The organism is Streptococcus oriscaviae (genome assembly GCF_018137985.1).
GTDB classification, from domain to species: Bacteria; Bacillota; Bacilli; order Lactobacillales; family Streptococcaceae; genus Streptococcus; species Streptococcus oriscaviae.
The window spans coordinates 944,945-968,459 of record NZ_CP073084.1; the positions used below are offsets into that span (position 1 = coordinate 944,945).

24 protein-coding genes are annotated in these 23,515 nt (G+C 39.2%); 1 reads left to right on the top strand and 23 read right to left on the bottom strand.

Features of this window, described 5'->3' with window-relative positions; all coding sequences use genetic code 11:
* Positions 1 to 226 precede the first annotated feature (226 nt).
* A complete protein-coding gene (locus INT76_RS04765; RefSeq protein WP_212572719.1) occupies positions 227 to 1,195 on the bottom strand; it encodes a thiamine pyrophosphate-dependent dehydrogenase E1 component subunit alpha in 969 nt (322 codons plus the stop codon).
* Positions 1,196 to 1,426: 231 nt separating this feature from the next.
* Between INT76_RS04765 and INT76_RS04770 the strand changes: the two genes are divergently transcribed.
* Positions 1,427 to 2,089, top strand: coding sequence for a trimeric intracellular cation channel family protein (locus tag INT76_RS04770; RefSeq protein WP_212572721.1), 663 nt, complete (start codon positions 1,427 to 1,429; stop codon positions 2,087 to 2,089).
* 21 nt (positions 2,090 to 2,110) lie between these two features.
* Here the strand turns inward: INT76_RS04770 and INT76_RS04775 are convergent, their stop codons facing one another.
* The 22 genes from INT76_RS04775 to esaA form a co-directional block, all read right to left on the bottom strand.
* Positions 2,111 to 3,265, bottom strand: a complete 1,155-nt coding sequence (locus INT76_RS04775; protein ID WP_212572723.1) for a carbohydrate-binding domain-containing protein — start codon at positions 3,263 to 3,265, stop codon at positions 2,111 to 2,113.
* A gap of 338 nt (positions 3,266 to 3,603) precedes the next feature.
* Complete coding sequence (locus INT76_RS04780) at positions 3,604 to 3,897, bottom strand: WXG100 family type VII secretion target (RefSeq protein ID WP_212572725.1); 294 nt, start codon at positions 3,895 to 3,897, stop codon at positions 3,604 to 3,606.
* Positions 3,898 to 4,172: 275 nt separating this feature from the next.
* A complete protein-coding gene (locus INT76_RS04785) occupies positions 4,173 to 4,568 on the bottom strand; it encodes a hypothetical protein (protein WP_212572732.1) in 396 nt (131 codons plus the stop codon).
* Complete coding sequence (locus tag INT76_RS04790) at positions 4,565 to 4,876, bottom strand: DUF4176 domain-containing protein (protein WP_212572734.1); 312 nt, start codon at positions 4,874 to 4,876, stop codon at positions 4,565 to 4,567. Before INT76_RS04790 ends, INT76_RS04785 begins: the two co-directional genes overlap by 4 nt.
* A 164-nt stretch (positions 4,877 to 5,040) precedes the next feature.
* Positions 5,041 to 5,355 (bottom strand): DUF4176 domain-containing protein, encoded by a 315-nt coding sequence (locus tag INT76_RS04795; RefSeq protein WP_212572736.1) that lies wholly within the window; start codon positions 5,353 to 5,355, stop codon positions 5,041 to 5,043.
* Complete coding sequence (locus INT76_RS04800) at positions 5,342 to 5,554, bottom strand: hypothetical protein (protein WP_212572738.1); 213 nt, start codon at positions 5,552 to 5,554, stop codon at positions 5,342 to 5,344. The genes INT76_RS04795 and INT76_RS04800 overlap by 14 nt, the downstream gene beginning before the upstream one ends.
* Position 5,555: 1 nt before the next feature.
* A complete protein-coding gene (locus tag INT76_RS04805) occupies positions 5,556 to 5,873 on the bottom strand; it encodes a hypothetical protein (protein ID WP_212572739.1) in 318 nt (105 codons plus the stop codon).
* Positions 5,874 to 6,365: 492 nt separating this feature from the next.
* Positions 6,366 to 6,869 (bottom strand): hypothetical protein, encoded by a 504-nt coding sequence (locus INT76_RS04810; RefSeq protein WP_212572741.1) that lies wholly within the window; start codon positions 6,867 to 6,869, stop codon positions 6,366 to 6,368.
* Between the two features lie 249 nt (positions 6,870 to 7,118).
* Positions 7,119 to 7,625 (bottom strand): hypothetical protein, encoded by a 507-nt coding sequence (locus INT76_RS04815; RefSeq protein WP_212572743.1) that lies wholly within the window; start codon positions 7,623 to 7,625, stop codon positions 7,119 to 7,121.
* An 11-nt stretch (positions 7,626 to 7,636) separates the two neighbouring features.
* On the bottom strand, positions 7,637 to 8,740 hold the full coding sequence (locus tag INT76_RS04820) for a hypothetical protein (protein WP_212572745.1): 1,104 nt from the start codon (positions 8,738 to 8,740) through the stop codon (positions 7,637 to 7,639).
* Between the two features lie 274 nt (positions 8,741 to 9,014).
* A complete protein-coding gene (locus INT76_RS04825) occupies positions 9,015 to 9,314 on the bottom strand; it encodes a DUF4176 domain-containing protein (protein ID WP_212572746.1) in 300 nt (99 codons plus the stop codon).
* A gap of 14 nt (positions 9,315 to 9,328) precedes the next feature.
* The gene (locus tag INT76_RS04830; RefSeq protein WP_212572748.1) at positions 9,329 to 9,931 is read right to left on the bottom strand and encodes a DUF443 family protein; all 603 of its coding nucleotides are present in this window, start codon (positions 9,929 to 9,931) and stop codon (positions 9,329 to 9,331) included.
* An 18-nt stretch (positions 9,932 to 9,949) separates the two neighbouring features.
* Complete coding sequence (locus tag INT76_RS04835; RefSeq protein ID WP_212572750.1) at positions 9,950 to 10,582, bottom strand: DUF443 family protein; 633 nt, start codon at positions 10,580 to 10,582, stop codon at positions 9,950 to 9,952.
* Between the two features lie 4 nt (positions 10,583 to 10,586).
* Positions 10,587 to 12,107: a T7SS effector LXG polymorphic toxin gene (locus INT76_RS04840; RefSeq protein WP_212572752.1), complete on the bottom strand. Its 1,521-nt coding sequence runs from the start codon at positions 12,105 to 12,107 to the stop codon at positions 10,587 to 10,589.
* Entirely contained in the window at positions 12,097 to 12,759 is a 663-nt protein-coding gene (locus tag INT76_RS04845) for a DUF4176 domain-containing protein (RefSeq protein WP_212572754.1), read from the bottom strand. Before INT76_RS04845 ends, INT76_RS04840 begins: the two co-directional genes overlap by 11 nt.
* A 5-nt stretch (positions 12,760 to 12,764) precedes the next feature.
* Entirely contained in the window at positions 12,765 to 13,040 is a 276-nt protein-coding gene (locus INT76_RS04850) for a variable surface protein mvspG (protein ID WP_212572756.1), read from the bottom strand.
* Positions 13,041 to 13,054: 14 nt separating this feature from the next.
* Entirely contained in the window at positions 13,055 to 13,486 is a 432-nt protein-coding gene (locus INT76_RS04855; protein WP_212572758.1) for an SDR family oxidoreductase, read from the bottom strand.
* Between the two features lie 130 nt (positions 13,487 to 13,616).
* Positions 13,617 to 18,056, bottom strand: a complete 4,440-nt coding sequence (gene essC, locus INT76_RS04860; RefSeq protein WP_249116187.1) for a type VII secretion protein EssC — start codon at positions 18,054 to 18,056, stop codon at positions 13,617 to 13,619.
* Positions 18,046 to 19,245 (bottom strand): type VII secretion protein EssB, encoded by a 1,200-nt coding sequence (essB, locus tag INT76_RS04865; protein WP_212572762.1) that lies wholly within the window; start codon positions 19,243 to 19,245, stop codon positions 18,046 to 18,048. Before essB ends, essC begins: the two co-directional genes overlap by 11 nt.
* Positions 19,246 to 19,257: 12 nt before the next feature.
* Positions 19,258 to 19,497, bottom strand: a complete 240-nt coding sequence (locus INT76_RS04870; protein WP_212572764.1) for a type VII secretion protein, YukD family — start codon at positions 19,495 to 19,497, stop codon at positions 19,258 to 19,260.
* A complete protein-coding gene (locus tag INT76_RS04875) occupies positions 19,497 to 19,970 on the bottom strand; it encodes a hypothetical protein (protein ID WP_212572765.1) in 474 nt (157 codons plus the stop codon). Before INT76_RS04875 ends, INT76_RS04870 begins: the two co-directional genes overlap by 1 nt.
* The gene (esaA, locus tag INT76_RS04880) at positions 19,971 to 23,456 is read right to left on the bottom strand and encodes a type VII secretion protein EsaA (protein WP_212572767.1); all 3,486 of its coding nucleotides are present in this window, start codon (positions 23,454 to 23,456) and stop codon (positions 19,971 to 19,973) included.
* Positions 23,457 to 23,515 lie beyond the last annotated feature (59 nt).

The following is a 23,515-nucleotide window of genomic DNA, read 5'->3' on the forward strand; positions in this document are numbered from 1 at the left end:
AATGTTTGAAGGTCTTCCGGATAGGGAGAGCTTGGCTCTCCTCCACCAAGTAGGTAGTCCACCTTGGTGAGCTACCCTAGTTTGACTTGCTCTTCAGAGCATAGTCAAACTTCTTACGTTACAATCGTGTTCGGTCTAAAAACTCGGAAAAATGATGAACTTCCTTGTGTGCAAGCACACTGTGTCAGTTCCCTATTTTCAGTCGTTTTTTATACGACCTCACAACTTAATCTACAAACACATCTTCATAGGCTACTGAGATATCTGGATCTGGGCTTTCTTGGGCAAATTTCACAGATGCTTCAACTTGTTCTGCGACTTGTGCTTCGATAGCATCCAATTCTTCGTGGGTCGCAATCTTATTTTCTGTCAAGTAAGTGCGGTATTTCTTGAGCGGGTCTTTTGCTTTCCACTCGTTAACTTCTTCTTTGGTACGGTAAACGCCAGCATCAGCTGTTGAATGACCAAACCAACGGTAAGATTCAACTTCGACCATAGCAGGACCATTACCTGCACGAACATATTCGATAACTTCTTGCATTTTCTCATAAACCGCAATCACGTCGTTACCATCTTCTACATAGTGGCCAGGCATGCCGTAAGCAGCTGCACGTTGGTAAAGGTGAGGGATCTTTGTAGAATAAGAAATATCTGTTGAGATACCATAGCGGTTGTTTGTGATAAAGAAAATAACTGGCAAATTCCAAACTGCTGCCAAGTTCATGGACTCGTGGAAGGAGCCTTCGTTGGTTGCTGAATCACCTGAGAAGGCAATAACGATATTATTTGTGCCAAGGTATTGTTGCGTAAGGGCTGCACCCACCGCAAGGGCGTACCCGCCACCTACGATACCGTTTGAACCAAAGTTTCCTTTTTCAACATTGGCCAAGTGCATAGAACCACCACGGCCTTTTGATGTACCTGTTGCTTTACCAGCCAATTCTGCCATCATACCATTGATGTCAATGCCTTTAGCGATAACGTGACCGTGACCACGGTGGTGTGAGAAGATGATGTCCTCATCTGTCAAGCCAGCGATTGGGCCGACAGCGGCAGCTTCTTCACCAACTGAGAAGTGAGTCATCCCTTGTACAAAGCCACGACGCACCAATTTGTTCAATTTCATATCAACATCACGAATTTGTTGCATTTTCAAGAACATGTCCAAGTGTTGTTCTTTTGAGATAGATACCATAATTTCCTCCAAAGGTTTTCTCGTTCTTTTCCATGATAATGGAATGTTTCACAAATGGCAAATATTTGAACCGTTTTCTTTCATTTCAGAAAACCTTTCAAACCCTTGTAGTTAGTGCGTTTTTTCACATAAATGAAAACACTCCTGCTTCCAATTTGTTTTTCATTTCACAAAGTTTTCTCTCGTTGAAAACTCTTTCAGTATGTGGTAAGATGGGGAACGGAGGTTTCTATGGATTTTGAGTTATTTCTATTGATTTGCAACTACATTGGAACCATTGCCTTTGCGGTTTCGGGGGTGATAAAAGGTTTCAAGAAAAAGCTGGATATTTTTGGTATCACCTTATTGGCTATCATTACAGCCGTTGGGGGAGGGATGATTCGCGACAGTCTGGTCAATCGTATTCCAACAGCCCTGATAGATCCCTCATCCATCTATCTTTCTATCGCCGTTGCCCTGATCATGTATCTCATTGTGATTAGCAAAAAAAACGACCGGCCACTGGACAAACAGATGTATGTCTTCTTGAGCCGAATCAATCTAGTGTTTGATGCTATCGGTCTCGTTATCTTTGCCTTGATTGGAGCCAGTACCGGAGTCGAGCTGAATCTGAATTTTATGACTTCTGGCATTCTAGCAACACTGACGGGAGTTGGTGGAGGGATTATCCGTGATCTCTTGGTCAACGAAACACCAATTGTACTCAAAGAAGATGTATATGCCCTCCTCGCACTTTTTACGGGAATCACTTACCATATCGCTGTCGTTGAGCTGGGACTTGCTCGCATTCCTTCTTTTATCGTTCTCTTCATCTTCTTTCTCATCATCCGACTTTTGGTTATCAAGTACAAGATTAACCTGCCCAACATGGACAGAAAACCAGGGATTAACTAGTAACCCCTGGTTTTGTTTTTCTTACCAGCCACCGCCAGGGGCTCCTCCACCACCAGGTCCTGTTGCTGTGATTTGAGAGATTTTCTGACCATTGACCGTGATGGTACCTCCGGTATATTCGGCTGTTCCGTCGAAGTCAAAGGCAGATTGGGCAGTAATATCAATAGTTCCTCCTGAAACATAGATGTTTCCGTTGGCATCAAAGGCGTCCGTATCACCGCTGCCGACTGCAACTGTCAGGTCACCACCTGTCACCTTGATAAAGATGTCTGCACCAGCAAGGTCACTCGCCGCATTGATGGCATCATCTGCACCATAAACATCTAGCGTACCACCGTTGATGGTAATATTGGTTGCTTCCAAGGCCTCCGCACTGTCTGTCACTGTGATGGTGCCGCCATCGATGGTCATGCTAGACTCCGCCTTAATACCATCATCTCCGGCAGATACTGTAATCTCACCACCTGTGATGACTGTGTAGCCCTTACTGGTATCATCTGCATTGGTTGCCTTGATCCCATCACCACCTGCGGTCACTTGGATGCTACCACCTGTAATCGTCATTGAATCCTTGCCGCGGATACCGTCATCTGTTGCTGTGACCGTAATGTTTCCAGCAGAAATCAGCAGGTCATCTGTCGATACGATACCATCTTGGAAGTTGCCTTTAACCGTCAAACTACCTGAACCGTAGATTGTCAAATCAGATTCCGAGTGAAGAGCTCCTTCAATATCTGTATTGCTGTGGTTGCTTGAATCGGAAATGCTGTTGCTTGTGCCATCTTGCAACTCGATTGCAACACTTTCTGCCGCTTCGACATAAAGGGCGGCATTGTCTTGACTAGAGATAGTGGCTCCAGCAAGGATGATGCGGACATTGCCTGTTGTGTTAACTGTCACACCGCCTGTGGTTGAGCCGGTCAAAATATAAGTTCCTGCTTCTGTAATGGTCAAACCTTCATTTGTCAGGCTGACTTCCGTTGTTGGCAGAGAAGACCAATCAACAGTTGAAGCTGCCGAATTCGAGCTAGTTGCTGAGTTAGTTGACGAACTTGCTGTCACCGTCGCAGAAGATTGATTAGTCGTTGAGCTGGTGGCTGTCGAGCAGGCTGTTAGGGCGGCCAGACTCAAAATAGCCATGGATGAATATAAATATTTTCGTGCGTTCAGTTTCATAATGAATTCCTCTATTTCTATTTCCGAAGAAGGTCTTGCCCTTCTTACTTGCTCCTAGTTTACGCAAATTTCCTGAAAGAAACATTAAATTTTCCCTAAGAAACCTTAAGAAATCTGAGAGAAAAAACACAAAAACCTGAGAAATCACTCAGGTTTTGGGAAAGCTTCAATATCTAATACCTTATCACAAACACTGGCCAATAGTTCCTCATCGTGGGAAATGAGGAGGACCAGCTTCTTTTCTTTTTTCAAAAAGGCCAAGACCCTAGCCAGTTGGTGCATCAAATACTAAAAAAGTGAAGGATTCACCTTCACCAAAGCAATACTGAAAGAATAGATTAGTGTAGCCCAAACGATTTTGCATCTTGCGCATCACGAGCTGCCACAGTTTGTGCATATTGATTCAGTTGAACATTTATACTCTCCAACAATGCCTCCATTTGTTTTACATTGCCTTCAAGTTGTACATACTGTTCAAGATAAGCCTGGAAAGCTTGCCCTTTCCATTGAGCTCCAATTTCAGAATTGGCTCTATTAACACTTTGAATTGCTGCATCAATTTGTGCACTAGCAGTTTTATAAATCTGTGCTTGACTGACCAGCTGTTCAGGGGTTAATGAAATTTGTGACATAGTAAATCTCCTTTTATGTTTTATAGCACAATTATACTATTTTTTATTCGTACTTTCAAGTCCTTACTATGTTGCTTTTGCTAATTTTTCATATTTTATGAAACGAAATCACTAATCAAGCCATATGGTTGCATATACCCCACATAATCTCCATAGACTCCACTTGACTTCATATGAACTCGGCGGCTTGACCCAGAGCTGACTCTGATATGAGGAGTGACTGTCCTAGTTCGACCCCTATGGATATAGGTAACCGATGAAATCAACATAGTAAATTAATAACCCACTTCACCTTTTTGATAAGCTTCAAACATAGGACTTTCTTTACTGATAAATTCTATTGTCTCAAAATTGCCATTTCCGAGATCTCGAGTTAAAGTAAGGTGACCTGTATTATAGTTATAAAAATATTTGTGTCCTTTGTAACTAATCGATTTTTCTTCGCTATCTATCAGCTGCGTTTCTGTAGAATTTGTGTCTTTGATTATAACTTCTACTCCATCAACTTCTATAATCTCTTCCAAAGATAAAGTTTTTGTTCGTGTGGCTTCATGTACAAGCACACGATAAAAGGTCCCCTGAAATTTCTGTTCTCTATGAGAAAGTATACCAACTACCCCAATTATAAGGAAGATAAGCGGTAAAAGATACAAGTATTTTTTATTTTTCATTTCGAGTCTCCTATATTTTTATGCTTAGGATATTTTATACTTTCTACTAATTCATCGTATCGAGCCATGAAACCTTGAAAATCTCTATCGATATAGCCAACAAATAAGATTTCTGAAATATCATCCAAATTAAAAAAAACAATATTTTGACTACTCAAACCTATAGGTGAAGGAACTCCTCCAAAATCGAAATACCCATTTTTTTGATTTATATCAACAGCCGGAAATTGTGAAACTATGACATAGTTTTCACTGCTTCCAACTATTTTTACCACCGTCCCTAACGGTAAGTGTCTACGCTCATTCATTATTTCTATATTCTCCTGATATAATCATGAAATGTTTCTCTTAACGCATCATTGGCAAAACTGATGCCAACACCAATAGCAATACCCTAAGCCAATAGGAGTTGAAACACCTGCTTATGCCCGTCATATCACCTTACTGCTTCTGGACAAATTCCGTACGAATATTAATTCCTATCCGTTTCAACTTTTCCTTTAGGAATTTCTGGATTATTATCTCGCCATTCTGCAAAAGCATCCTGCAACCTATCTTCATTATCAGATTCATATCCTGTAAAAACAATTTCACTAATGTTTTCTCGATTAAAATATACAATTTGTTTTGGATCTAATCCTAAAATGTGACTTATACCTGCATAATCAAAATATACCTCTGTGCCATCCATATTTAGAATCGGTTGTCTTGAAACAATCATTAATTCAAGCTTCCCTCCATTCAGATAAACTACTGTCCCCATGGGTAAAAGTTTATTTGAGTTCATTACTATCTCCTTCATTTTTTAGTCTTACTTCAAATTGGTACTCATCAACCAAATCTCTCGTATCCAGTCCCATATAAAATAAATATACAAAAATACATTCTACTAGACCTAGTAATCGCAACTGAACAAACAGTGAAACAATAAAAAGAGGTAGTACCAAAACACTTATAGTTAAAAAATATTTTATTTCTTTAAACATACTACCAATACCCCTTGCCACTTGGCATATAGCGAAACGGAGTTTCCCCCCTCACATCTCCAATTCTTTCGAGTTTTCCGCCCTTTCTTGTGATAAATTGTTTAAAACGAAAGTCCCTAACTTTAATTAATAGCAACACAAAAACGATGGAAATGAATAGAATGATGCTAACATTTAATAGAGCCTGAACCAGACTAAAGGGAATATTGGAAGGACCCAACAAGTACTCCCTAGGAATTAGTCTTGTTACAATTGTTCCACCTACAATTCCAAAAAAAATCGAATGTGCCTGTTTTCCTTGCTCTTTATCTGTAGCCATAATATAATCTCCAAGCGGAATAGTGCTTCGATAAAGCTCCCAGTATCTTCGTGATGAAAGCCCTAGATGCCGACGCACCACATATTCCTCTCCTTCAGGTGTTACCAGTAGATACCAACCTCTTATTACAGATTTTCTCTCCAACGAGAGACTATGTATAGAAGCAGATATATCCATAAACGCATTTTTCATTAAAATACCTATCCCCCTTCTTAATCAAATGGATTTACAAAACTAAAAGTATCAGAGGCTGCGTTACATAGGTTATTTAAACATACACTTTTTGCAGTTTATTACTCGAGATCTTCCTCCATTATTATTTCAAATTCAATCATCCGATTGTCTGGTTTTATCCATACACCTCTATAAAAAATCATGATAAGCCATAACGCCAGAAAAATTAATAACATACGCAACTGTACAAAATAACACAGAACAAGAAGAGGAAGGACAAATAATACAAACGCTAATATATAGCCTACAATTTTCAAATTACCAAAACTCCCTTCCATTTGTTAGTACTTTTAATGCTGTCTTTGACTTTATTTTTCCTATCAAAACTAGAGAACCGAGTTGTCGCTCCAACCTCATCTTTCGAATGACCGAAGCAAGTGAAAAACTAACAGCCGTTACTAAAATTAGAGTTCCTATACTTTTTATACCTATCATAGCATCACCAGAGCTATTGATAGCACCAAAAAATAAATTACTTGGAACTATTTGATTGATTATCGCTCCAATTGCAATACCAAGTCCAATGCCCCAGCCTTGATATTTAGAAGATTGTGACAAACGTTCATAGTCCTCTCCAATAATCAGATATTCTTTCAATGAATGATTACTTCTATATACTTTTCGATACCAGTTAGAGGAAAGACTAAAATTTCTTCTAACTAAATACTCTTTGCCATCATCTTCAATAATCAGAAACCAGCCTTTAACTGCTCTTTTTCCATCAAGAGAAAAGCTAAAGGCTTGTCCTTTAATATTTTTCATCAAATTACCCACCTATCGTAATCTTCAATTGGAGGTGTTTCTTACTCATCTTTTTCATCCATTATTTCAAATTCTATCTCACGTTTTGGATCTCTGATAACTACCTCGCCAAAATAGAGGAATCTCCACAACAAAACAGGAAATAGAATAAACAGCCTAAATTGAACAATAAAGGAAAATAGATAGAAAGGGAGAACTATGAGTAGAAATAAAACAATATGATAGAAAATGATCTTTAGCTTTATCATATCACCACAATTCCCTTCCATTAGCCATTAAAGTTAGATACTGATTCGATTTTATATAGCCTAACTTAGAGAGTTTTCCTCCTTGTTTCTGAATATAACTTTCTACTTTCTTATAGCGATAAAAACTGGTTAGGAAAAAAGCAAGCATTACTATAATACTCAATCCAAATATATTATACACTCCCTCCAGAACATTTATTGGAAGGTTAGATTCACCAAAAATTAATTCCATAGGAACAATCATTCGTACTAATGGAGCTATTGCAATTCCTATACCTGCTCCTAAAAACGACCTATTCTTTATTTCAACGCTATTAAGAATGGCAATTGGAGCCAAACTAATTCCTGTTTGATAGACTTCTTGAAAACCATACCATGGCAATCTGAAATTGCGTCTAACCAAAAACTCTTTTCCATTATTAGTAATGATGAGATACCATCCTCTAACAGGTTTCTTCCCATCAAGAGAAAAGTTGTGAGCTTTACCAAACATTTTCTTTCTAACCATATTTTCACCTTTTAATCAAATGGATTGATGAAACTAAAAGTATTAGAGGCTGTATTACATAGATTGTTCCACCCATCTACAACAGCTTCACCCACATTATCTTCAAACTCTTTTACTTCAGGGAATTCCTCTCTTAGCCAGTCATTCGCCATATTTACACCAATACCTACGGCAATTCCCCAACCAATTGGATTTGAAACTCCCGCCACCGCTAATACTCCTGTAATAGCAGTGGTAACTAACCCGGTTGTAATTTCCTTGCCCCAAGCTACTTCCGCAGTATCTCCGAAATACATGTTAAAGCCAACTCCGACAAGTAAACCTGGCCCAAGCGATACCGCCTCACCTAAGATACCATTGACAAACCATGCTTTTGCTGAATATTTAGAAACAATCTCTCCACTTTCTTTAATAATAGCCTCTTGAGTTTCTCCTGGTATTTTGCCAATGATTTTACCTGCACTATTTGTAATTGAATAACGATTAGCGTAGATATAGCCCGCATTCTGAAGCGCAAAATTTACTCCACGATTAATAATGCCTTCCTCAACAGTTTCACCTATGTACTTATAGTATAGTTTTCCTGTTAACTCATCGACACCAAGTCCGGCTAAAGCGGACACTCCATAGTTTTCTATAAATTCGTTAATTGGATATGCACTCTTTACTTGTTCTGGCAATTCAATATTAGGGTATTTTTTAACATAAGCCGCTATCGCCACAACATCCGCATCCGTCAAATCTTGACCTCTCTGTAATTTCTTAAGGGCAGTTTGATAACCTTGTACAACTTCCTCCCTCTTCTTCCACTGGCTATTCACCGTTTCTACCCAAGTCATATCCTTGGGCGGGACAAAACCGGTAGCTGGGGCGTAGTTGGAAAAGCTCTGCTTGACCCGGTTGAACCCCGACATCAAGGCTGTTTCCAGGCTGGAAATACTCTCGAAGCTTCGAGCAGAGGCGGTATTAAACTGATAGAGTTTTCGCAGTTTTTCGCGCAGTTGGTTGAGCTGGGGCTGCATCGTATTGATGGTCCCCAGGACACTGTTGCGAAGGGCTGGATCACTGTCAGGGTCTCGAGACAGGATGCGATAAGTGTTTAGGGCAGAGCGCATGCTGCTTTCATACTGGCGGATTTGAGCTTCTAACTCCTCACTATCTAAACTTTCACTGCAGTAGGAAGCATATAAACGCTCCAGAGAAGATGTCTTCTCACTGACACATTCACTATAAAGGATGCTGGCTTGCAGTAAGGGGGTGAGTACACTGGCTGCAATGTTTGACTCCGCTCAGGCTTCCTTGCAATAGTACATAAGTCAAATTCGCACTAATAAAATTATAGCACAATATAGTAAAGGCGCCACTGAGGCGCCTAGATTTTTTAAATCTCTAAATTGGTCCTTTGACAGCTCCCTTTTTAAGAGTCTTTCCATTTTGTGCGAACCAATTTTCATAAAGCTCCATGAAACGTTCTTCATCTTCATCTCGATAGCCTTCAAAAAGAACCTTATCGATATTCTCTTCATTGAAATAAAATATCTGTTCTGGACTAAAGCCTACAGGATAGGCACAAGCCGAGTAATCAAAGTATACCTGACCCTCACCTAAATCAACTATCGCTCCACGATTTAATATCATCATTTTTTGTCCACCTTCTTTTAAGTAGACAATACTTCCAATTGTTTGCATTATTTCCTCCTTACTTATATAAATATTATCTTCTCTATATCATCAGGCACCATTGAAGCACCGCTTGAATTTAATAGCATCAAAAATAGGATAAAAACAACAACAATACCAAGGAGCTCTCCTATTAAAAAATAATAAGCACCTACAAATAGTATTGTGAATAAAAACAATATTGGAAATACCATCCTTTTAAAGTAGTTTCGTCTTGAAGACTTAGAAAATTCTATACGAACAATCTTCACTTCGGTAAATTCCACTGCTTGCTTCTTACTCCACAACAGCCTGGCTAAAAATAACAGTACGCACACTCCTAGCATAATTGAACCTGCGATAAATTGGTTATAATCGGTATATACCAAAGAAAAACGTGTGAAAAAGATAGCGACTAGCGATGAAACTAAATATGGCGAAATTTGTGGCTGTTTCTTGCTCACAAAAAATTTTGGTCCTTTTAATCGATAAACTCTCATAGGAAACCACCACACACTTGTCGGAATCAACCAAGTCCAAATATGTGTGTCCAAGTCTAAAAGATAATAATCACTTCCCACTTGTAACTGACGGTAGCGTAGGTTTCCTACTTTTGTGATAATGTAGTTTTGTTCTGGTTCCTTCAAATTAAGTCTCCGCTTCCTTTACTCTTTTAAAAATACTATTTCATCTATCGGCTTAATCGGAACAATTATATTATTTAAAAAATAATAGAAAACTGTTCCAAGAGCAATCAAGACTCCTACCAGTAAGTTCCCCTTTGTGATAAACCAATGTAGAAAATAGCCGTAAATTGTAAAAAGTATGACAAATCCATATAGTCGTTGCAAATAATATGAGCGAATTACTGATTGACTGTAACGAAATTGCACTATTATTCTATTCATTCCCACTTTAGCATCTTTCTGCCGTTGAAAACACTTTAGAGAAAAAGCAACCACATGTAGCAAGACCATCAACCCTATCGTTATTCTCACATTATCAATATATACCACTTCATAAAAGTTTTCAGGTAAAAGCCTTGTAAAAAAAGCAGAGGTCAGGGAGGCAATTATAATGGTCAATCCAAACCATCCCTTTTTGGATAACGCTGACTTTTTTTTAAATTCATTATCTGAATCAATTTCATAGATAACAATCGGTCTTATCCAAATTAAAGATGGAAAAAAACAATATAACAAACTATCATCTAAATCAACCAAGCACTTTTTACCTCTATAAATTAGTGTTTTGTATCGTATATAATTACTATTTTCAATATCAATCTTTTCACTCAATAATCTAACCTCCCCACAAAAAATCTCCTACATTTTTAAATGCCGTTCCTATATTAGAAAATGTTTCATCCATATTCTCTCCCCAATCTTGAGCGACACTTTTCATTCCCATAAAATCTGAATTGTATAATAACGATGTCACAGCACCAGCTGCTACTCCTATACCAATTGCAGCCCAACCAACTGGAGTTGCTCCTAGAAAGGCAGCCGCTCCCAACATAGCTACCTGAGTTAAACCATAACTAAAAGTCGTTGTCATAACTGAACTTGCAATTGCCTGTCCAGGGCTATCTCCTTGCATCATACCAATCACTGAACCGACCGTTGCTCCAAAGACTGTTGAGCCTATTGCATTGCCGATTCCATTACAGGTACCAGTATAGGCCGCTCGTATAGCATCGTTTGTAGAGCGAGCCAACGGACCTGCCGCATCGTCCAAAATGGTACCGAAGGAGTACCCCAATTTTGAAGCCCATCCGTTATCTCGGGTGATGAGATAGCTGGTTCCTCCAAGAACAGTGTCAACAATCGCTCCTGTGGCTGCGTCATCAACTTTTTCTCCTACAGTCATCTGATTCTCTTGATCTCTTTCATAGCGAGAAATTGCTGATTGAAGACGCTCGGGTATTTGTACTTGAGGATAATTGGTCTGGTAGTTTTTGATAATTTCTACATCTTCTGTAGTTAGTGCATAACCCCTTTGAGCTTTTGCGTATACCGTTTGATAGGCATACTCTTCCTGCGATTTCTTATCCAGATTGCGGAAGTGGGCCAGATCCGCATCCGAAATGCGACCAGAATAGCGAGAACCAAGGATTTCCTTGGCAAGGGCTGATGTCAGTTGCTTGCCAGAGCCACCGTGGCTCAAGACATGACTGACCTCCTCCACGGTCTTGCGAAAGGCCGTGTCCTGAAAGAAGGCAATCGCACTGTCATGCTGGTAGCCAGAACTGACTGCCTGTCCCAACCTTCCAAGTTGATGGTTCTGACTGCTGAACAAGTCCGCGAGAGCATTGTCTGCCTTGAGGCTGTTAAATGCGCTCATGTCCGCAATCAGCTTATCCAAGAGCCTGTCCAATTCTGACTTGGCCGTTGTCATCGCAGAAAGAGATGGACTGGATAGAGGAATGATGTCACTGATACTGCTGTAGATACGGTTAGCATCTGAGTTAATCATCTGGCTATCCGTCAAGATACCAGCCGCCTTGCTTTTGAGCTCAGATAGATAGTCTGTGTTGATAATGGCGCTGTCGCTGGTTTCCCCTGTTATCGATTGGAAACGAGTAATAAGTTCGTCGTAGGAGGAGGCAAGCAGAGTCAGGGCATTTTCATAGTTGGTCAGAAGCGGGAGCTGGTGGTTGCCTATCTTAGCGTCAATGGCTTCTTTTACCTGACCCTTGAGCGCTGAGGAAGACTGGGCTGCCTGCAGACTCTGCTTGGCAGCGGCTAATTGGCCCCTAAGACTAGTCAGTTGAGCTTCAAGGGCGGCCTTTTGACCCTTGACTTCTGACATATCAATTCTCATAACTGACCCCTTCCTCATATAAGCCTGAGTAGATTCCCATCTCTAAATAGGATTGACGCAACTCTTCAAAGCAATACGCATCATCCGTAGCTCCTCGGTACCCTTCACTCAGCACTCGCTTGATGAAAAGGTGACTGATAAATAATGGCTCCTGATCATAGGTCAAGCCATATGGTTGCATATATCCCACATAATCTACATAGACTCCACTTGCCTTCATATGAACTCGGCGACCCACCAAGCTAACTAGCATGTCAACTCCGGCTTGTTCAAAACGTGCAACCAAGTCTGATGACAGAAGATTACGATCTAACTCAACGACTGTGCCAATAGGATAGATGACCCCATATACTAAATCTACGAGTCGAAGAAACTGTATGAAGAGAGAAAGAGGAAGAATCCAAGTTTCCTCTAAGCGTTGAATACTAACTTCTTGCGACTCGTAATGAAAATCAAATGTTAAACCTGCACCGATAATAGGTTGATAGGCATAGTGTGGTTCTCGGTTCAAATAGGTTAATAGGCAATCCTTTAATACTTCCGGATGGCCAATGAAAGGGAGGGATAGCAGATGGAAGAAGGACGCCCTTTCGGTAGTCACTCCCAAAGAATATAAACCCTGTTGAAAAAGAGCATCTTGTTTAGTTCTCATATCAGTTATCCTCCTGAACGAATGGCGCTCGCTTCGTTCGCATCATCTGACAGTTTATTTTGGGCGACAAGATTCATCTGTGAGACATCTGAAACAGTAAATGACTTCAGCTCGCCAATTGAGTGATTGAAGCGATCTAGGAAGTCTGAAAAGGTAACAAAAGGACTTAAGTCCGTACGAGAAAACTGAAGGGGTTTCATTTGAGAAATCCCTTCTGTACTCGCACTGACCTTGGAAGTAATTCCTGTCCATTCTGAGTAATTAACGCCTGTTACAGTCATAGCTATTCTCCTATTTAATACAGCAATTCATTTGCAAGAGCATTATAATAATACATATTAGATGTGGCAGATTGAGTAATCGCAATTTGTTCACTCAAATCAGATTCTAACTCTGATAGTTTCTGTGAAATACGTCCACGATTCTCACTATGTTTTCTCTCCAACTCAGAGAGTGTCTGATGGAATACTTGCCCTTTGCGACTAGATTCATCAGCCTTATTGCCCCTGAACTCCCCACTATTAACCTGCTGCACTTCCGTTACACGCTGCTTGACCATGCTAGCATTGTTAATCGTCCTGTCTATAGAGCCCAGAGCTGCCCGTAAACGTGCAATTTTTGCAGAAAGTTCGTTTTGTTTGGCTACACTATTTCTTCTTTTCGTACTATATCTATTCGCTTGATTGATGTAGCTATAATATAAGGCCCAGTTTACTTCATTTTCCATCTAGAGAGCTCCATTCTTTCTTACCTATTTATTTCAATATTATATCATAAAACCAGCCTGAATTGTAAGGATATTTGGCTATTTTTTAAAACTAAAATTTCCTGATTCGGCTTGAATCAGGAAATTTGACTTATTCTGAGACCAATTTGACACGATAACCTGTCCGACCAATGTAAAAATTAGTCTCATCGGTAGCAACTGGCGGCTCACTAAAGTGACTTCGTACCTGTATAATCCCCTGATCTTGGAAGCGTGTCCCAATCGTTCCAGAAGGTGGATTATTCTTAAGAACTTTATCAACATCTAGGTAGCCATTCGCAATTTGTTTCTGTTCTCCAAGGAAAATGAAGTGAATCCCCACTTTGCTACTTTGACGTAAAAGATTTTGGAAGCTATCTTGAGTTAGAACGAGATGACGATTTAACATTTGTGCTTCCGAGATGTAGACGTAAATAGGGTGACGTGCCCCTGAAAGCTGGCGCGCTTGAATTTCACTTGTCATATCTGCAAAGAAGCCGTTGACCTCCGTAGGCGAGAGAACGGTATCAAAATACTCCGTTCCACGTCCATTCTCTGATAAGTCAATCATAATTCGATTAACCTTCCCTTCCAACTGTTCAAAGCCTGCAAATAATATATGTTCGAGGTACTCAATTTGTTGTCCAGTATCATAGAACAGGACAAAATAGCCATCTCGTTCAGGAACAAATCCTTGAACATCTGTAGTTTCTTTGTCCATACCAATTGGCAACTCCCCTCTTTCCCAAGCTCGTTTTACCTGACTTGCCTTTCTAAAGTTGTCCATCTTAAGAACAGTAGGAAGCATCGGAATACCTCTATGTGGCTCTCCATCCCATGAGGCGTTTAGGGCTGAAATTTCTTCTGTCATTCTGGCAAGTCGATCAATATCATCGTGGCCTTCAATAGGAAGATAAATTTGTAGCTCTAGAATTTCTTCGTCCTCAATCTGGGCTCTACCAAATATCTCTTGAGGAATAAGGGCGTCACGCCCCATAATCATGCGCATGGCATCATCTTCCACCAAATAAAGACTTATTTTATTTGACATATTTGCGTTCATTCGCATTTTTAAACTATTGAATGTCAGGGCGGTAAGGATGGTATAGATACCAAGACTCGCACCTTCTTGGAGGAGTTGGTTGATGACCGCATCTACCTGTTCTTCAAGTGGGCTTTCTCTAACCGAATCATAGACGTCAAAAACATTGATAAGGACCGGAAGATACCGACCTGTTTTTGCTTGATATTGACTGAGGCTTGAAACGCCTACTTCTGTAAATTCTTGTTTCCTACGTTTCATTTCATTTTGAACATGGGTCAAGAACTTTTGTAGTTTCTCCATCTCATCTAAACGAACAATATCAAAAACATGAGGCAAGTCTTTTAAAGGAAGTAGTCCATTTGTTCCGAAATCAAATAAATTAAATTGGAGTTGCTCGGGACTATTTTGCCGTGATAGGTTCATGATGATTGTTTGAAGAGCTGTTGATTTTCCATAGCCTGGCGAGCCATAAATGACTGTATTACCAACCTCTTCAATGTCAAAGAAATAGGCTTCTTGACTTTGCTTAGATGGTCTGTCTAAGATCCCAAACGGAATGGATAATGCTCTTGGTTTCTGCCATTCTACTTCTGCGACTATCATTGGTGTTACCAATTCCCTCTCCAAAGGTGGTAACCAAGGTTTGTCAGGGAGGCGCTGGGTTGTTTTTGCAAACTCAGAAACGATTTCTTGGATAACAACTTCCAACTCCGTCTTTTTTTCCTCCTGTAGCAGCTCATCTTGAGCATAGTAATCCGAGGAATCATCCATCAAAAGTTCTGCTTGTCCAAGTTGATTGATAGTCCATATACGTTCATCAATCAAATCCAAATTATCTTCTTTAGGATTATAGTTGGCTCCTGACCAAGCTGATTGGAACAGTTCGTAAATTTCATTGTTTCCGACTTGAAGATAGGCTCTCCCTGGCTGTGTAATGCTTGCCGCATCAGGAGTTTTGATAATCTCATTTGAATCACTTGTATCTGCAACTTTTAGAGCTAACTTAAAGCGAGAGTTGGACCAAATTTGGTCATCCACAACCCCTGAAGGTTTCTGTGTTGCTAGAATCAAATGCACTCCTAAAGAACGACCAATCCGTGCCGTTGACACCAACTCTGCCATAAAGTCTGGTTCATTAGCCTTTAATTCTGCAAATTCATCGGAAATCAAGAACAGATGAGGCATTGGTTTTTTAGGATATTTCTCTTTTTCTTGAGGGTCTGTATATTCTTTTCCTTTCCTATATAGTTTGGTATATCCATTAATATGATTTACTCCATACCGCTTAAACTCTCTCTGACGCTTCTCCAATTCTGCTCGAATACTCTTCAAAGCACGCGCCGAAGCCGCTCCATCCAAGTTTGTAATCGCCCCTAGAAGGTGTGGCAGCTTAGTAAATAAGTCAGCCATTCCACCACCTTTGAAGTCAATCGGCAAAAAACCAACATCTTCTGGTGAAAAATTGACAGCTAGAGATAGGATGTAAGATTGGACAATTTCTGATTTCCCTGACCCTGTCGTTCCTGCAATTAAACCATGCGGTCCATGAGCGCGTTCATGCAGGTTGAGATAAACCACATCATTTTTTCCCCGTACTCCCAACGGAACTGCTAACGTTTTTGAAGGGTCTGCCCGCCTCCATCTTTCTCGAATTGCTAAATCCTTAACATCTTTTGTTTGGTATAATTCCAGAAAGGTGATCATCTCTGGGATAGAATTTTTCTCAACTTCCAAGTGGTTTAAGTTTGCCAACCTATAAATGGCCTCTTCAATAGTGAAGCCCTGTGGTAAATGATTCGGTGTAAAGGTCTGATTTACATATTCAAGATGATCATTGATTAATCGTGCCGATTCTCCACTCTGGTAGTCTACCACACTTGTTGCCGTTTCCGGAAGCATATTTATACTATCTTTTGCCCATATAACAGTGACACCGTACTGAGTCATATCTTCTGCCAAAAATTCATTAAGACCATGCCCCATTATCCAAGATTCATCTAGGATTGTAAATATATAGTGTGGAGAAAAGGTATGTGACTCACTATTTGGCAATTCCCGTAACTGTTGTCTTCTTTTTACAAGCAGCTGATAAAAGGACGTCAAGACCATGTCTCTGGTTTGATTATTGTGAATAATCCCTCTTAGATTCAAAGAAGACATTTGATTATGAGGTAGCCAGCGCCACTCTTGCCAATAGTCTTCATAATCAGACTCTGGTACCAGTGTAACAAACTCAACATCGTGATAAGAGTGTAGCATCGCTATTTGAAATAGAATCGTCTGAACAGCAACTCGTAATGTTGCAGAAGGCCCAGCTAAACCTAAAGTTTGATCTCTCAGCGAAACAATAATAGGAGCTTTTTCAATTTTTTTGTGAGGATGGACCAATTTTTCATCAGCTAGACGATCCCAATTATCTTGACGGTCAGTTAATGAATAGGAAATTCTATAACTTGAATCGATAGTTCCATGCCCTAAATGAACATTTAGAAAGTCTTCATTGGCAGGCATTTTTTCATAAATCCTAGAGCTATAGGTTTTAGCCAACATTGCCAAAAGCTCAACATTCGGAAAATTATAATTCATAGCTTCCAACTGAGCTTGATGAAGAGCAACTAGTTCAGACTCCTTCTCAATCAAATAATCCTGATACTGCTCTGAACGTTGCCGATTTTTTTCTTTAATTTCTTGTTTATCCGTAAAGTAGCCCGAAACTGTGAAGCCAGCGGTCAAAAGACTCATGCTCCCCATCCCTAACATCATTAGCGGATTTCCTTTTGTAAAGATACTAACAGCTCCTGTAACAATAATCATCCCCAGAGGGGGTACGATTGCACGCAATAAATTCCCTCTAGGACTTCCTTCTTCTGGTTTTGGCGATTTGACCTGAACCTCTCTATCAGGCTCTCGTAGAAAAATCCTTGGACTTCTTCTAAAATGGGGGAACCCCTTTGGATATTCCATCTTTTGAGCTTCTTCGATAAAAAGTTCTGGATCTAGCTGAATAGCCTCTTGATAGAAATGCGTCACTTTTAGCTGTTGTTCTCTCAGTTCAATCTCAATCCCTCCTACAAACAAGCGATCTGAGACTTGAAACTTTGTCTGTAATATATCTACCGCCACTTCATTTAAATAAACTGGGTTGCCGTTGCTAAAAATATCTAAAAAGTAATCTCCCTCGCGATAATAAAACTTAATTAAGGCGCCAGAACCAATTTGAATACCTGCCTGCCCCAGATTCGTCAAAATAAAATCTCTCCGAGGCCGATTTGTCCAAATAACTTTCGCATTTTGACGAATTGCAAACAAGTTATTTTTAAGACAGCCATCCCACAATTCTCCATCCAAAATTAACGTCCCAGAGTGAGATTCAACGAGATGACCCATAAAAGGATATGTTGTTTGTTCCCTTGTCAAACGTATTTTTTCTAGAAATTTGTCACCTATCCCCACAATATAGGTAACTGTTGTTTCATCAGTTTGATTGTTTGTTTTTCTAATTGCCATCTGAACTACCTGTTTCATCTTCTGTTTCATTGTCAGTTAATCCAAGAAGTTTTTCATACTTTTGAATTTCTTCTTCATATTCTTTCAGTTTGGCTTGCTTTTCAGCGCCACTCATTGTAGAATCTGCTTTAACCTTATCATATAGGTTCAAATAGGCCAAAGAGATTAACTGATTATCTCCAATGTTTTGGGCAATGTCGAGGGCTTGTTCTAATTTATTGGTTCCAGTATAAATCCAAAATAGTAAGGTATTGGTCTGTGTTTTTTGTGACAAATTCCCCAACAAAGCATCCTTTTGATTTTCAAAGATAGAATCTTCTGTCCTAATAGCACTTTCAGCCAACATAAATTGAGCACTTGTTGGCAAATCTAATGGATCATACATTCCCAATCGTTCTAAGACTGCGTTATAGTCTTTATTGATATACTCTGAAGTTGCGGCAATGATACTATCCTGTCTGGGTACAACACTCAAACTATAAACACCTACAAAAATACCTAGAATAATCGCTAGAACAGATAACCCTACTGTGCCTATACGAAGTGTCCGATTCAAGTTTCTATTCACGAGTATATTTTCACTGTCTCGCTTATTTTTTTGAGCAACCACCTGTTGATTCAACAAGTCGTTTACTTGAGCAAAATTAGTTGCGGCTACCAGTTGCTCTGCAAAGGGGTTCTTTACCAAATGTATCCCTTCCACAAGGTCACTGTATTTTAATTTAGGATTTAAGATATAAGTTATCAAAGCCTTGTACTGTTTTAAAACCTCGTCTTCTTCTAGCTTGTAGGGAACAACAATATCATGAACTCCTCGATGAGCGAGTTTAACTACATCACCTAAAATGAATATATTCTCTGGATGAATAAATGGAACAATCGGTCGGGTAGCAAACTCGTGTAGAAAAGTCAATTTTTGCGCCACTAGTAATCTATCAACCAAATCTAGATTATTAAGAAAATCTGGTAAACTTTTAAATTGCTCATCAATGTGATAATGAATCGTCATCTCCTCATCTCGCAATTCCAGAATTTCTCCTTCTAGTAACTGGGCGCTACTATCCAAGAATAGTCGAATTTGTTCTGCTCTCGCCATCTTATACTGACTTGGATTAAACGTACAGGCCAATCCTCTGTCTGTTCTTTCAACTATCAATTCCAGTGTCCCTGCTTTTAATACTTCCATCATACTCTCCTAAATTTAAAAAACTATCTTCAATTGATCACCATTTCCAAGAGGATAGTGGGCTAATACTTCGTAATCAACCAATACAATCGGTTTGTTTAGTACAACTAGTTCAAATTCTATTGGCAATTCGATTTGCAATAATGCCATCGAATCCCTCAGCAATTCTTTTAATCTTAAAATTGTTACCTTTGTCGGAATTTTTATATCTATAATTCTATCTGTGATATGTAATCCGATTGAAATGCTATCCATCACTCACCTCTTCGCATATATAAAAGTTTAGAAAAACGACGTCCTAAGTAAATTCCTACAATAAGCATCACGATAAAAAATGTTGCCATGGTCATCCAAATCCCCAATTCTTCTGCCGCACTTGTCCCTTCACTTAGCTGACCAGATTCTACATTGGAAAATTGATAATTATCGGTAAATAAGTAAGAGCTGATAGTATACCTACCAGCCTCTTCCTCATTATTGATAGATTCTGTAAACAGGCTTAATTTGATCTTACTATGACGCTCAATAATCTCCTCTTGTAAGGCCTTTTCTTGTTCATTCATTTGATTAAGAAAAAGATAGGGATTTGAAGATACATCGGCTTTTTCTTTCATAATATTGTCATAAATAACATTGTTATTGATATTCAGCGTACCTTCTTCTGCACCAATACTTAATGATGCAAAAGAACAGAGTATGATAAGAACAAGTAGACCAAATTTCTTCATTTACTCAGTAACCTCTTGTCTATTTTTGATAATAAAATGCAGACCTAATCCAACTCCACCTAACAAAAGCAAAGAAAGCATTGAGAGAGCTCCAATAGAATTACCCGCAATAATCATTGAATAACCTGTTTCAATATTTTGTAGTGGAGAAAGGCGATAAATTGATGCCACAAAACTTCCGGTTTTTGTTGAAACTCCCAATATAGGTGTTAATACTAAATACAGACCAAAAACCAGAACAATAACATAATAAGTATATTGCTTAAACCAGCGTAACCCTAATGTTAGTAGATTGATGGAGGCAAAAATAAACAGGAAAGTATACATGAACCAAAGTCCGTCGTTCGGTACCTTGGCAAACATTGTTGTTGTCGCGGCAAACACAATTGACATCAACACACTTAGTAATCCTATCTTTGTCACATTTGGAACATTCAACCACAGGATATTAGGTGTGATAAAACTTTCTTCAACCTTTGCCTGTCGATCTTTCATAACCTTAGATAACAAGAAGCTCGTCATCAATGCTATCATACTACCGACCAAAGTCATATAATATGGTAATAACGATTTAACGGCTATGGAAGCCTGAGTTCCTTCCATCACTATTGGCGCCGAAAGGAAGTTGAATACCTCTGGATTATCTGTACCACCAATTTTGGCATTTGCCATAACAGTGGAAAAGTTTTCAGAATACGCTTGATTTTCTACGAGAGTTTCGCTTGTAGCTGATATTGTTTGGTTCAGCTCAGTTAAAATAGACTGTGCTGACCGTTGAACGCTATTAGTTGTTTGTGTCAATTCCTCAATCGCAGGAGTAATATCTTCAACTTTAGCCGCAGAGTTAATAATAGTAGTCGAGAGTTCTTTCGAACTGGTAGATAAGTTATTTAAATCTGTAACAATAGATTCCAATTGCTGGTTAACAGCTCTTGTATCCGTAGCAGCTGGCTCTCCATTTTCTTCTGTTCGGATAGATTTGGAAGTCAGTTTTCCACTATCTTGCCATGCATTTTTTATTTCTTCATTTGCATTGTGGTACCACTTAAATAACTCTCTTACAGAATTTTCTAGTTCATCTGGCAAAACCATACTATTTCGCAAACCATAAAGGGTTTTGACATCCGTATTGATTTTAGAAGTGACTGTACCTTCTGAGTCTACTTCTTCAATCTTATTTGTTCCCAATCTGGTTTGTAGCTTGTCTAATTGTGCATGGGTGTCTGTGTAAAGGGTTGAAATAGCTGACCAATAGCTTACAACAAACTCATCTGGAATTTTTTCGGCAGGGATTTGATAATAAGAATCCATCATTGATCTCTCAGATAGTTCATCCAGACTAGTTCCTTGAGAAAGTTCGCTTGCTACATCTGTAACTGTCAATTTATCAGGATCTCCGTATAGGACTGCAATGGCCTGACTTGCTCGTTCCAATGATGTAAAGGATTCTATTATTGTCCCTAGTTGATTAGCTATTTCTTCCATGGACCCATCATAGAAGACTAGCTTGTTTTCAGATACCACACGTTCTTGAAGGTTCCAACTGATTGTTGCTTGATTGTAAACCTGCTCTCCTGTGACAGACCAATGATAGGTCACGGGAACTGTGAAGGAAATCTGTTTAGGAGCTGTTTCTTTGGTTATAACTTTGGTTGTTATTGTAGTGCTAGCCGGTGTCCCTACGGTAGGAGAAGAGGTTGACGGCGATGTTAAAGCAGGACTTGCATCCTCTGTCGTTTCGGTAACAGACGTCGTACTCTCTTCAGCAGGTTTTTCTTGTTCAGAAGGAACTGTTTTTGTTTCTTCTGTTTCTGTTATTTTGACATTTTTCTCATCGTAGGTGACAGTTAGGATAATCTCATTATCAGTTGTTGTTACCACTGCTGTATAACCTGTTCCATCTAGTTGTCCATCTAGTTGAGACTGAATAGCACTGGCATCTACAGACATGCTCACATCCGAGTTACTTGTTGTGAATACTAAGTGGTGGACTCCCTCATTAAGCTCTACATTCATGCTGGTATGCTGAACAAAATTCGCCACCCTATCAACTTCTGTCGGTTCAGTAAAAATTGGTGCGTTTGAACTTCCACCCTGAGCAGAATAAGCCCCTACTATCTTAAGTTGCTCTCGATAGCGGTCTATACTATCTGCATCAATCAGCTTTCGAGATTCCAAAGTTGATAAAATCGTGTCTAAATTTTGGACAGAAACGCTACCGACGTAACTATCAATCAGATCTGTGTATTTCTTGAGCTCAGAGTGTTCCCTTTTTAGTACTGCTGCTACTATCTTCTTTTGAATTTCCTTATCTGTAATCTTAGTTGGATCTGTAATTTTCTCACCATCTATCGATAGGTTTCCATAATAGTTTTCTGCCAGTCCGTCAAGTGTTTTTTGCAACTCTGCTTTTTCATTCTCAAGGTTCGCTATTGCTTCTTCAATGCCAGCCCTCTCTGACGCAATTTTATTTTGGTATGCCTTGTAGGCCACTAAGAAGCTCACAAAATTTGTCGTAACGCTAGTATCTTCATTCAAAGCTACATTGTAATATTTTTCCAGTTGACGAGTAACGAGTTCCTGATAGAGAGCATAATGCTCTTTGTCATTTTTCCACTGCTGTTCCAGTTGCTGCGCTTGATTTTCTAGTTGTGCTTCAAACTGTTTCAAAGAGATTTGAAAATTATTATTTGACTCTGTTAAAAGCTTATCTAACAATTCCTTATTACTCAAGACAGCATCATTAGCTGAAGACAAACTACTCGTATTTGCCGTCAACATATCTTGGGTTGCTTTTATAAATCCATCTTGCTGGGAATTAAACAAATCATTTTGTGCCTTTAATTGATTGGACAATGTATAGATAGACTCAAAACTTGACGGAAAGCTTGAGAGTGGATTCTGAATTTGTGAAATCAGCGTAGAGGTATGAACCGTTTCATTACGAACAATTTTCGAAACTGTATTTTGAGCATTTGTTAAATTTCCCAAGATACTAGAGAAATACATTTGAATCACTCGCTGATTAAAGAGAGCTAGGATTTCATTCGCTTGATTTTGAATTTGATGGTTAGCTGCCTCATTTTGCCCTTCACGAACGACATACTCCAAGGTCGCCTTATTCGGGTCTATACTCTCTAAAGAGAGCAAATCGGTTGAAAAATTCTTTGGGATGATAATAGCTACATCGTACTGGTCGCTGTTGATACCATTTTGGGCAACTGCTCGACTGGCCGTTTCCCAAGAATTATCTGAATCTTGGTTAATCATGGTCACAAAGTCAGCCCCAAGCTGATAAGGTTTTCCTTGAAAAACTGCCCCCTCATCTTCATTTACCAATACATAACGTATCCTAGAGCTGGTCGTTTCAGTAGTTTGGTATAGATTATCATCCATGAATGCAATATACACCAGAAAACTTGCTGTAAACAATAAGGCAAGGGATAATAAGCCTATTGGTAAATATTTCCTAAATTTTTCCTTCAATTTTATTTCTCCTTAATAAAAATGATATAACCATTTTACCATATTTTTATTATTTCAAC

What these genes read in the sequence shown, in the direction of transcription:
- INT76_RS04870 (WP_212572764.1), bottom strand. Translation starts at nt 19,497, where the DNA reads ATGGATAGCATTTCAATCGGATTACATATCACAGATAGAATTATAGAT.
- INT76_RS04800 (WP_212572738.1), bottom strand. Translation starts at nt 5,554, where the DNA reads ATGTTTAAAGAAATAAAATATTTTTTAACTATAAGTGTTTTGGTACTA.
- INT76_RS04775 (WP_212572723.1), bottom strand. Translation starts at nt 3,265, where the DNA reads ATGAAACTGAACGCACGAAAATATTTATATTCATCCATGGCTATTTTG.
- INT76_RS04850 (WP_212572756.1), bottom strand. Translation starts at nt 13,040, where the DNA reads ATGACTGTAACAGGCGTTAATTACTCAGAATGGACAGGAATTACTTCC.
- INT76_RS04765 (WP_212572719.1), bottom strand. Translation starts at nt 1,195, where the DNA reads ATGGTATCTATCTCAAAAGAACAACACTTGGACATGTTCTTGAAAATG.
- INT76_RS04770 (WP_212572721.1), top strand. Translation starts at nt 1,427, where the DNA reads ATGGATTTTGAGTTATTTCTATTGATTTGCAACTACATTGGAACCATT.
- INT76_RS04820 (WP_212572745.1), bottom strand. Translation starts at nt 8,740, where the DNA reads ATGCGCTCTGCCCTAAACACTTATCGCATCCTGTCTCGAGACCCTGAC.
- INT76_RS04795 (WP_212572736.1), bottom strand. Translation starts at nt 5,355, where the DNA reads ATGAACTCAAATAAACTTTTACCCATGGGGACAGTAGTTTATCTGAAT.
- INT76_RS04780 (WP_212572725.1), bottom strand. Translation starts at nt 3,897, where the DNA reads ATGTCACAAATTTCATTAACCCCTGAACAGCTGGTCAGTCAAGCACAG.
- INT76_RS04855 (WP_212572758.1), bottom strand. Translation starts at nt 13,486, where the DNA reads ATGGAAAATGAAGTAAACTGGGCCTTATATTATAGCTACATCAATCAA.
- INT76_RS04785 (WP_212572732.1), bottom strand. Translation starts at nt 4,568, where the DNA reads ATGAAAAATAAAAAATACTTGTATCTTTTACCGCTTATCTTCCTTATA.
- INT76_RS04790 (WP_212572734.1), bottom strand. Translation starts at nt 4,876, where the DNA reads ATGAATGAGCGTAGACACTTACCGTTAGGGACGGTGGTAAAAATAGTT.
- INT76_RS04825 (WP_212572746.1), bottom strand. Translation starts at nt 9,314, where the DNA reads ATGCAAACAATTGGAAGTATTGTCTACTTAAAAGAAGGTGGACAAAAA.
- essB (WP_212572762.1), bottom strand. Translation starts at nt 19,245, where the DNA reads ATGATGGAAGTATTAAAAGCAGGGACACTGGAATTGATAGTTGAAAGA.
- INT76_RS04810 (WP_212572741.1), bottom strand. Translation starts at nt 6,869, where the DNA reads ATGAAAAATATTAAAGGACAAGCCTTTAGCTTTTCTCTTGATGGAAAA.
- INT76_RS04815 (WP_212572743.1), bottom strand. Translation starts at nt 7,625, where the DNA reads ATGGTTAGAAAGAAAATGTTTGGTAAAGCTCACAACTTTTCTCTTGAT.
- INT76_RS04845 (WP_212572754.1), bottom strand. Translation starts at nt 12,759, where the DNA reads ATGAGAACTAAACAAGATGCTCTTTTTCAACAGGGTTTATATTCTTTG.
- INT76_RS04805 (WP_212572739.1), bottom strand. Translation starts at nt 5,873, where the DNA reads ATGGCTACAGATAAAGAGCAAGGAAAACAGGCACATTCGATTTTTTTT.
- INT76_RS04840 (WP_212572752.1), bottom strand. Translation starts at nt 12,107, where the DNA reads ATGAGAATTGATATGTCAGAAGTCAAGGGTCAAAAGGCCGCCCTTGAA.
- essC (WP_249116187.1), bottom strand. Translation starts at nt 18,056, where the DNA reads ATGGCAATTAGAAAAACAAACAATCAAACTGATGAAACAACAGTTACC.
- INT76_RS04875 (WP_212572765.1), bottom strand. Translation starts at nt 19,970, where the DNA reads ATGAAGAAATTTGGTCTACTTGTTCTTATCATACTCTGTTCTTTTGCA.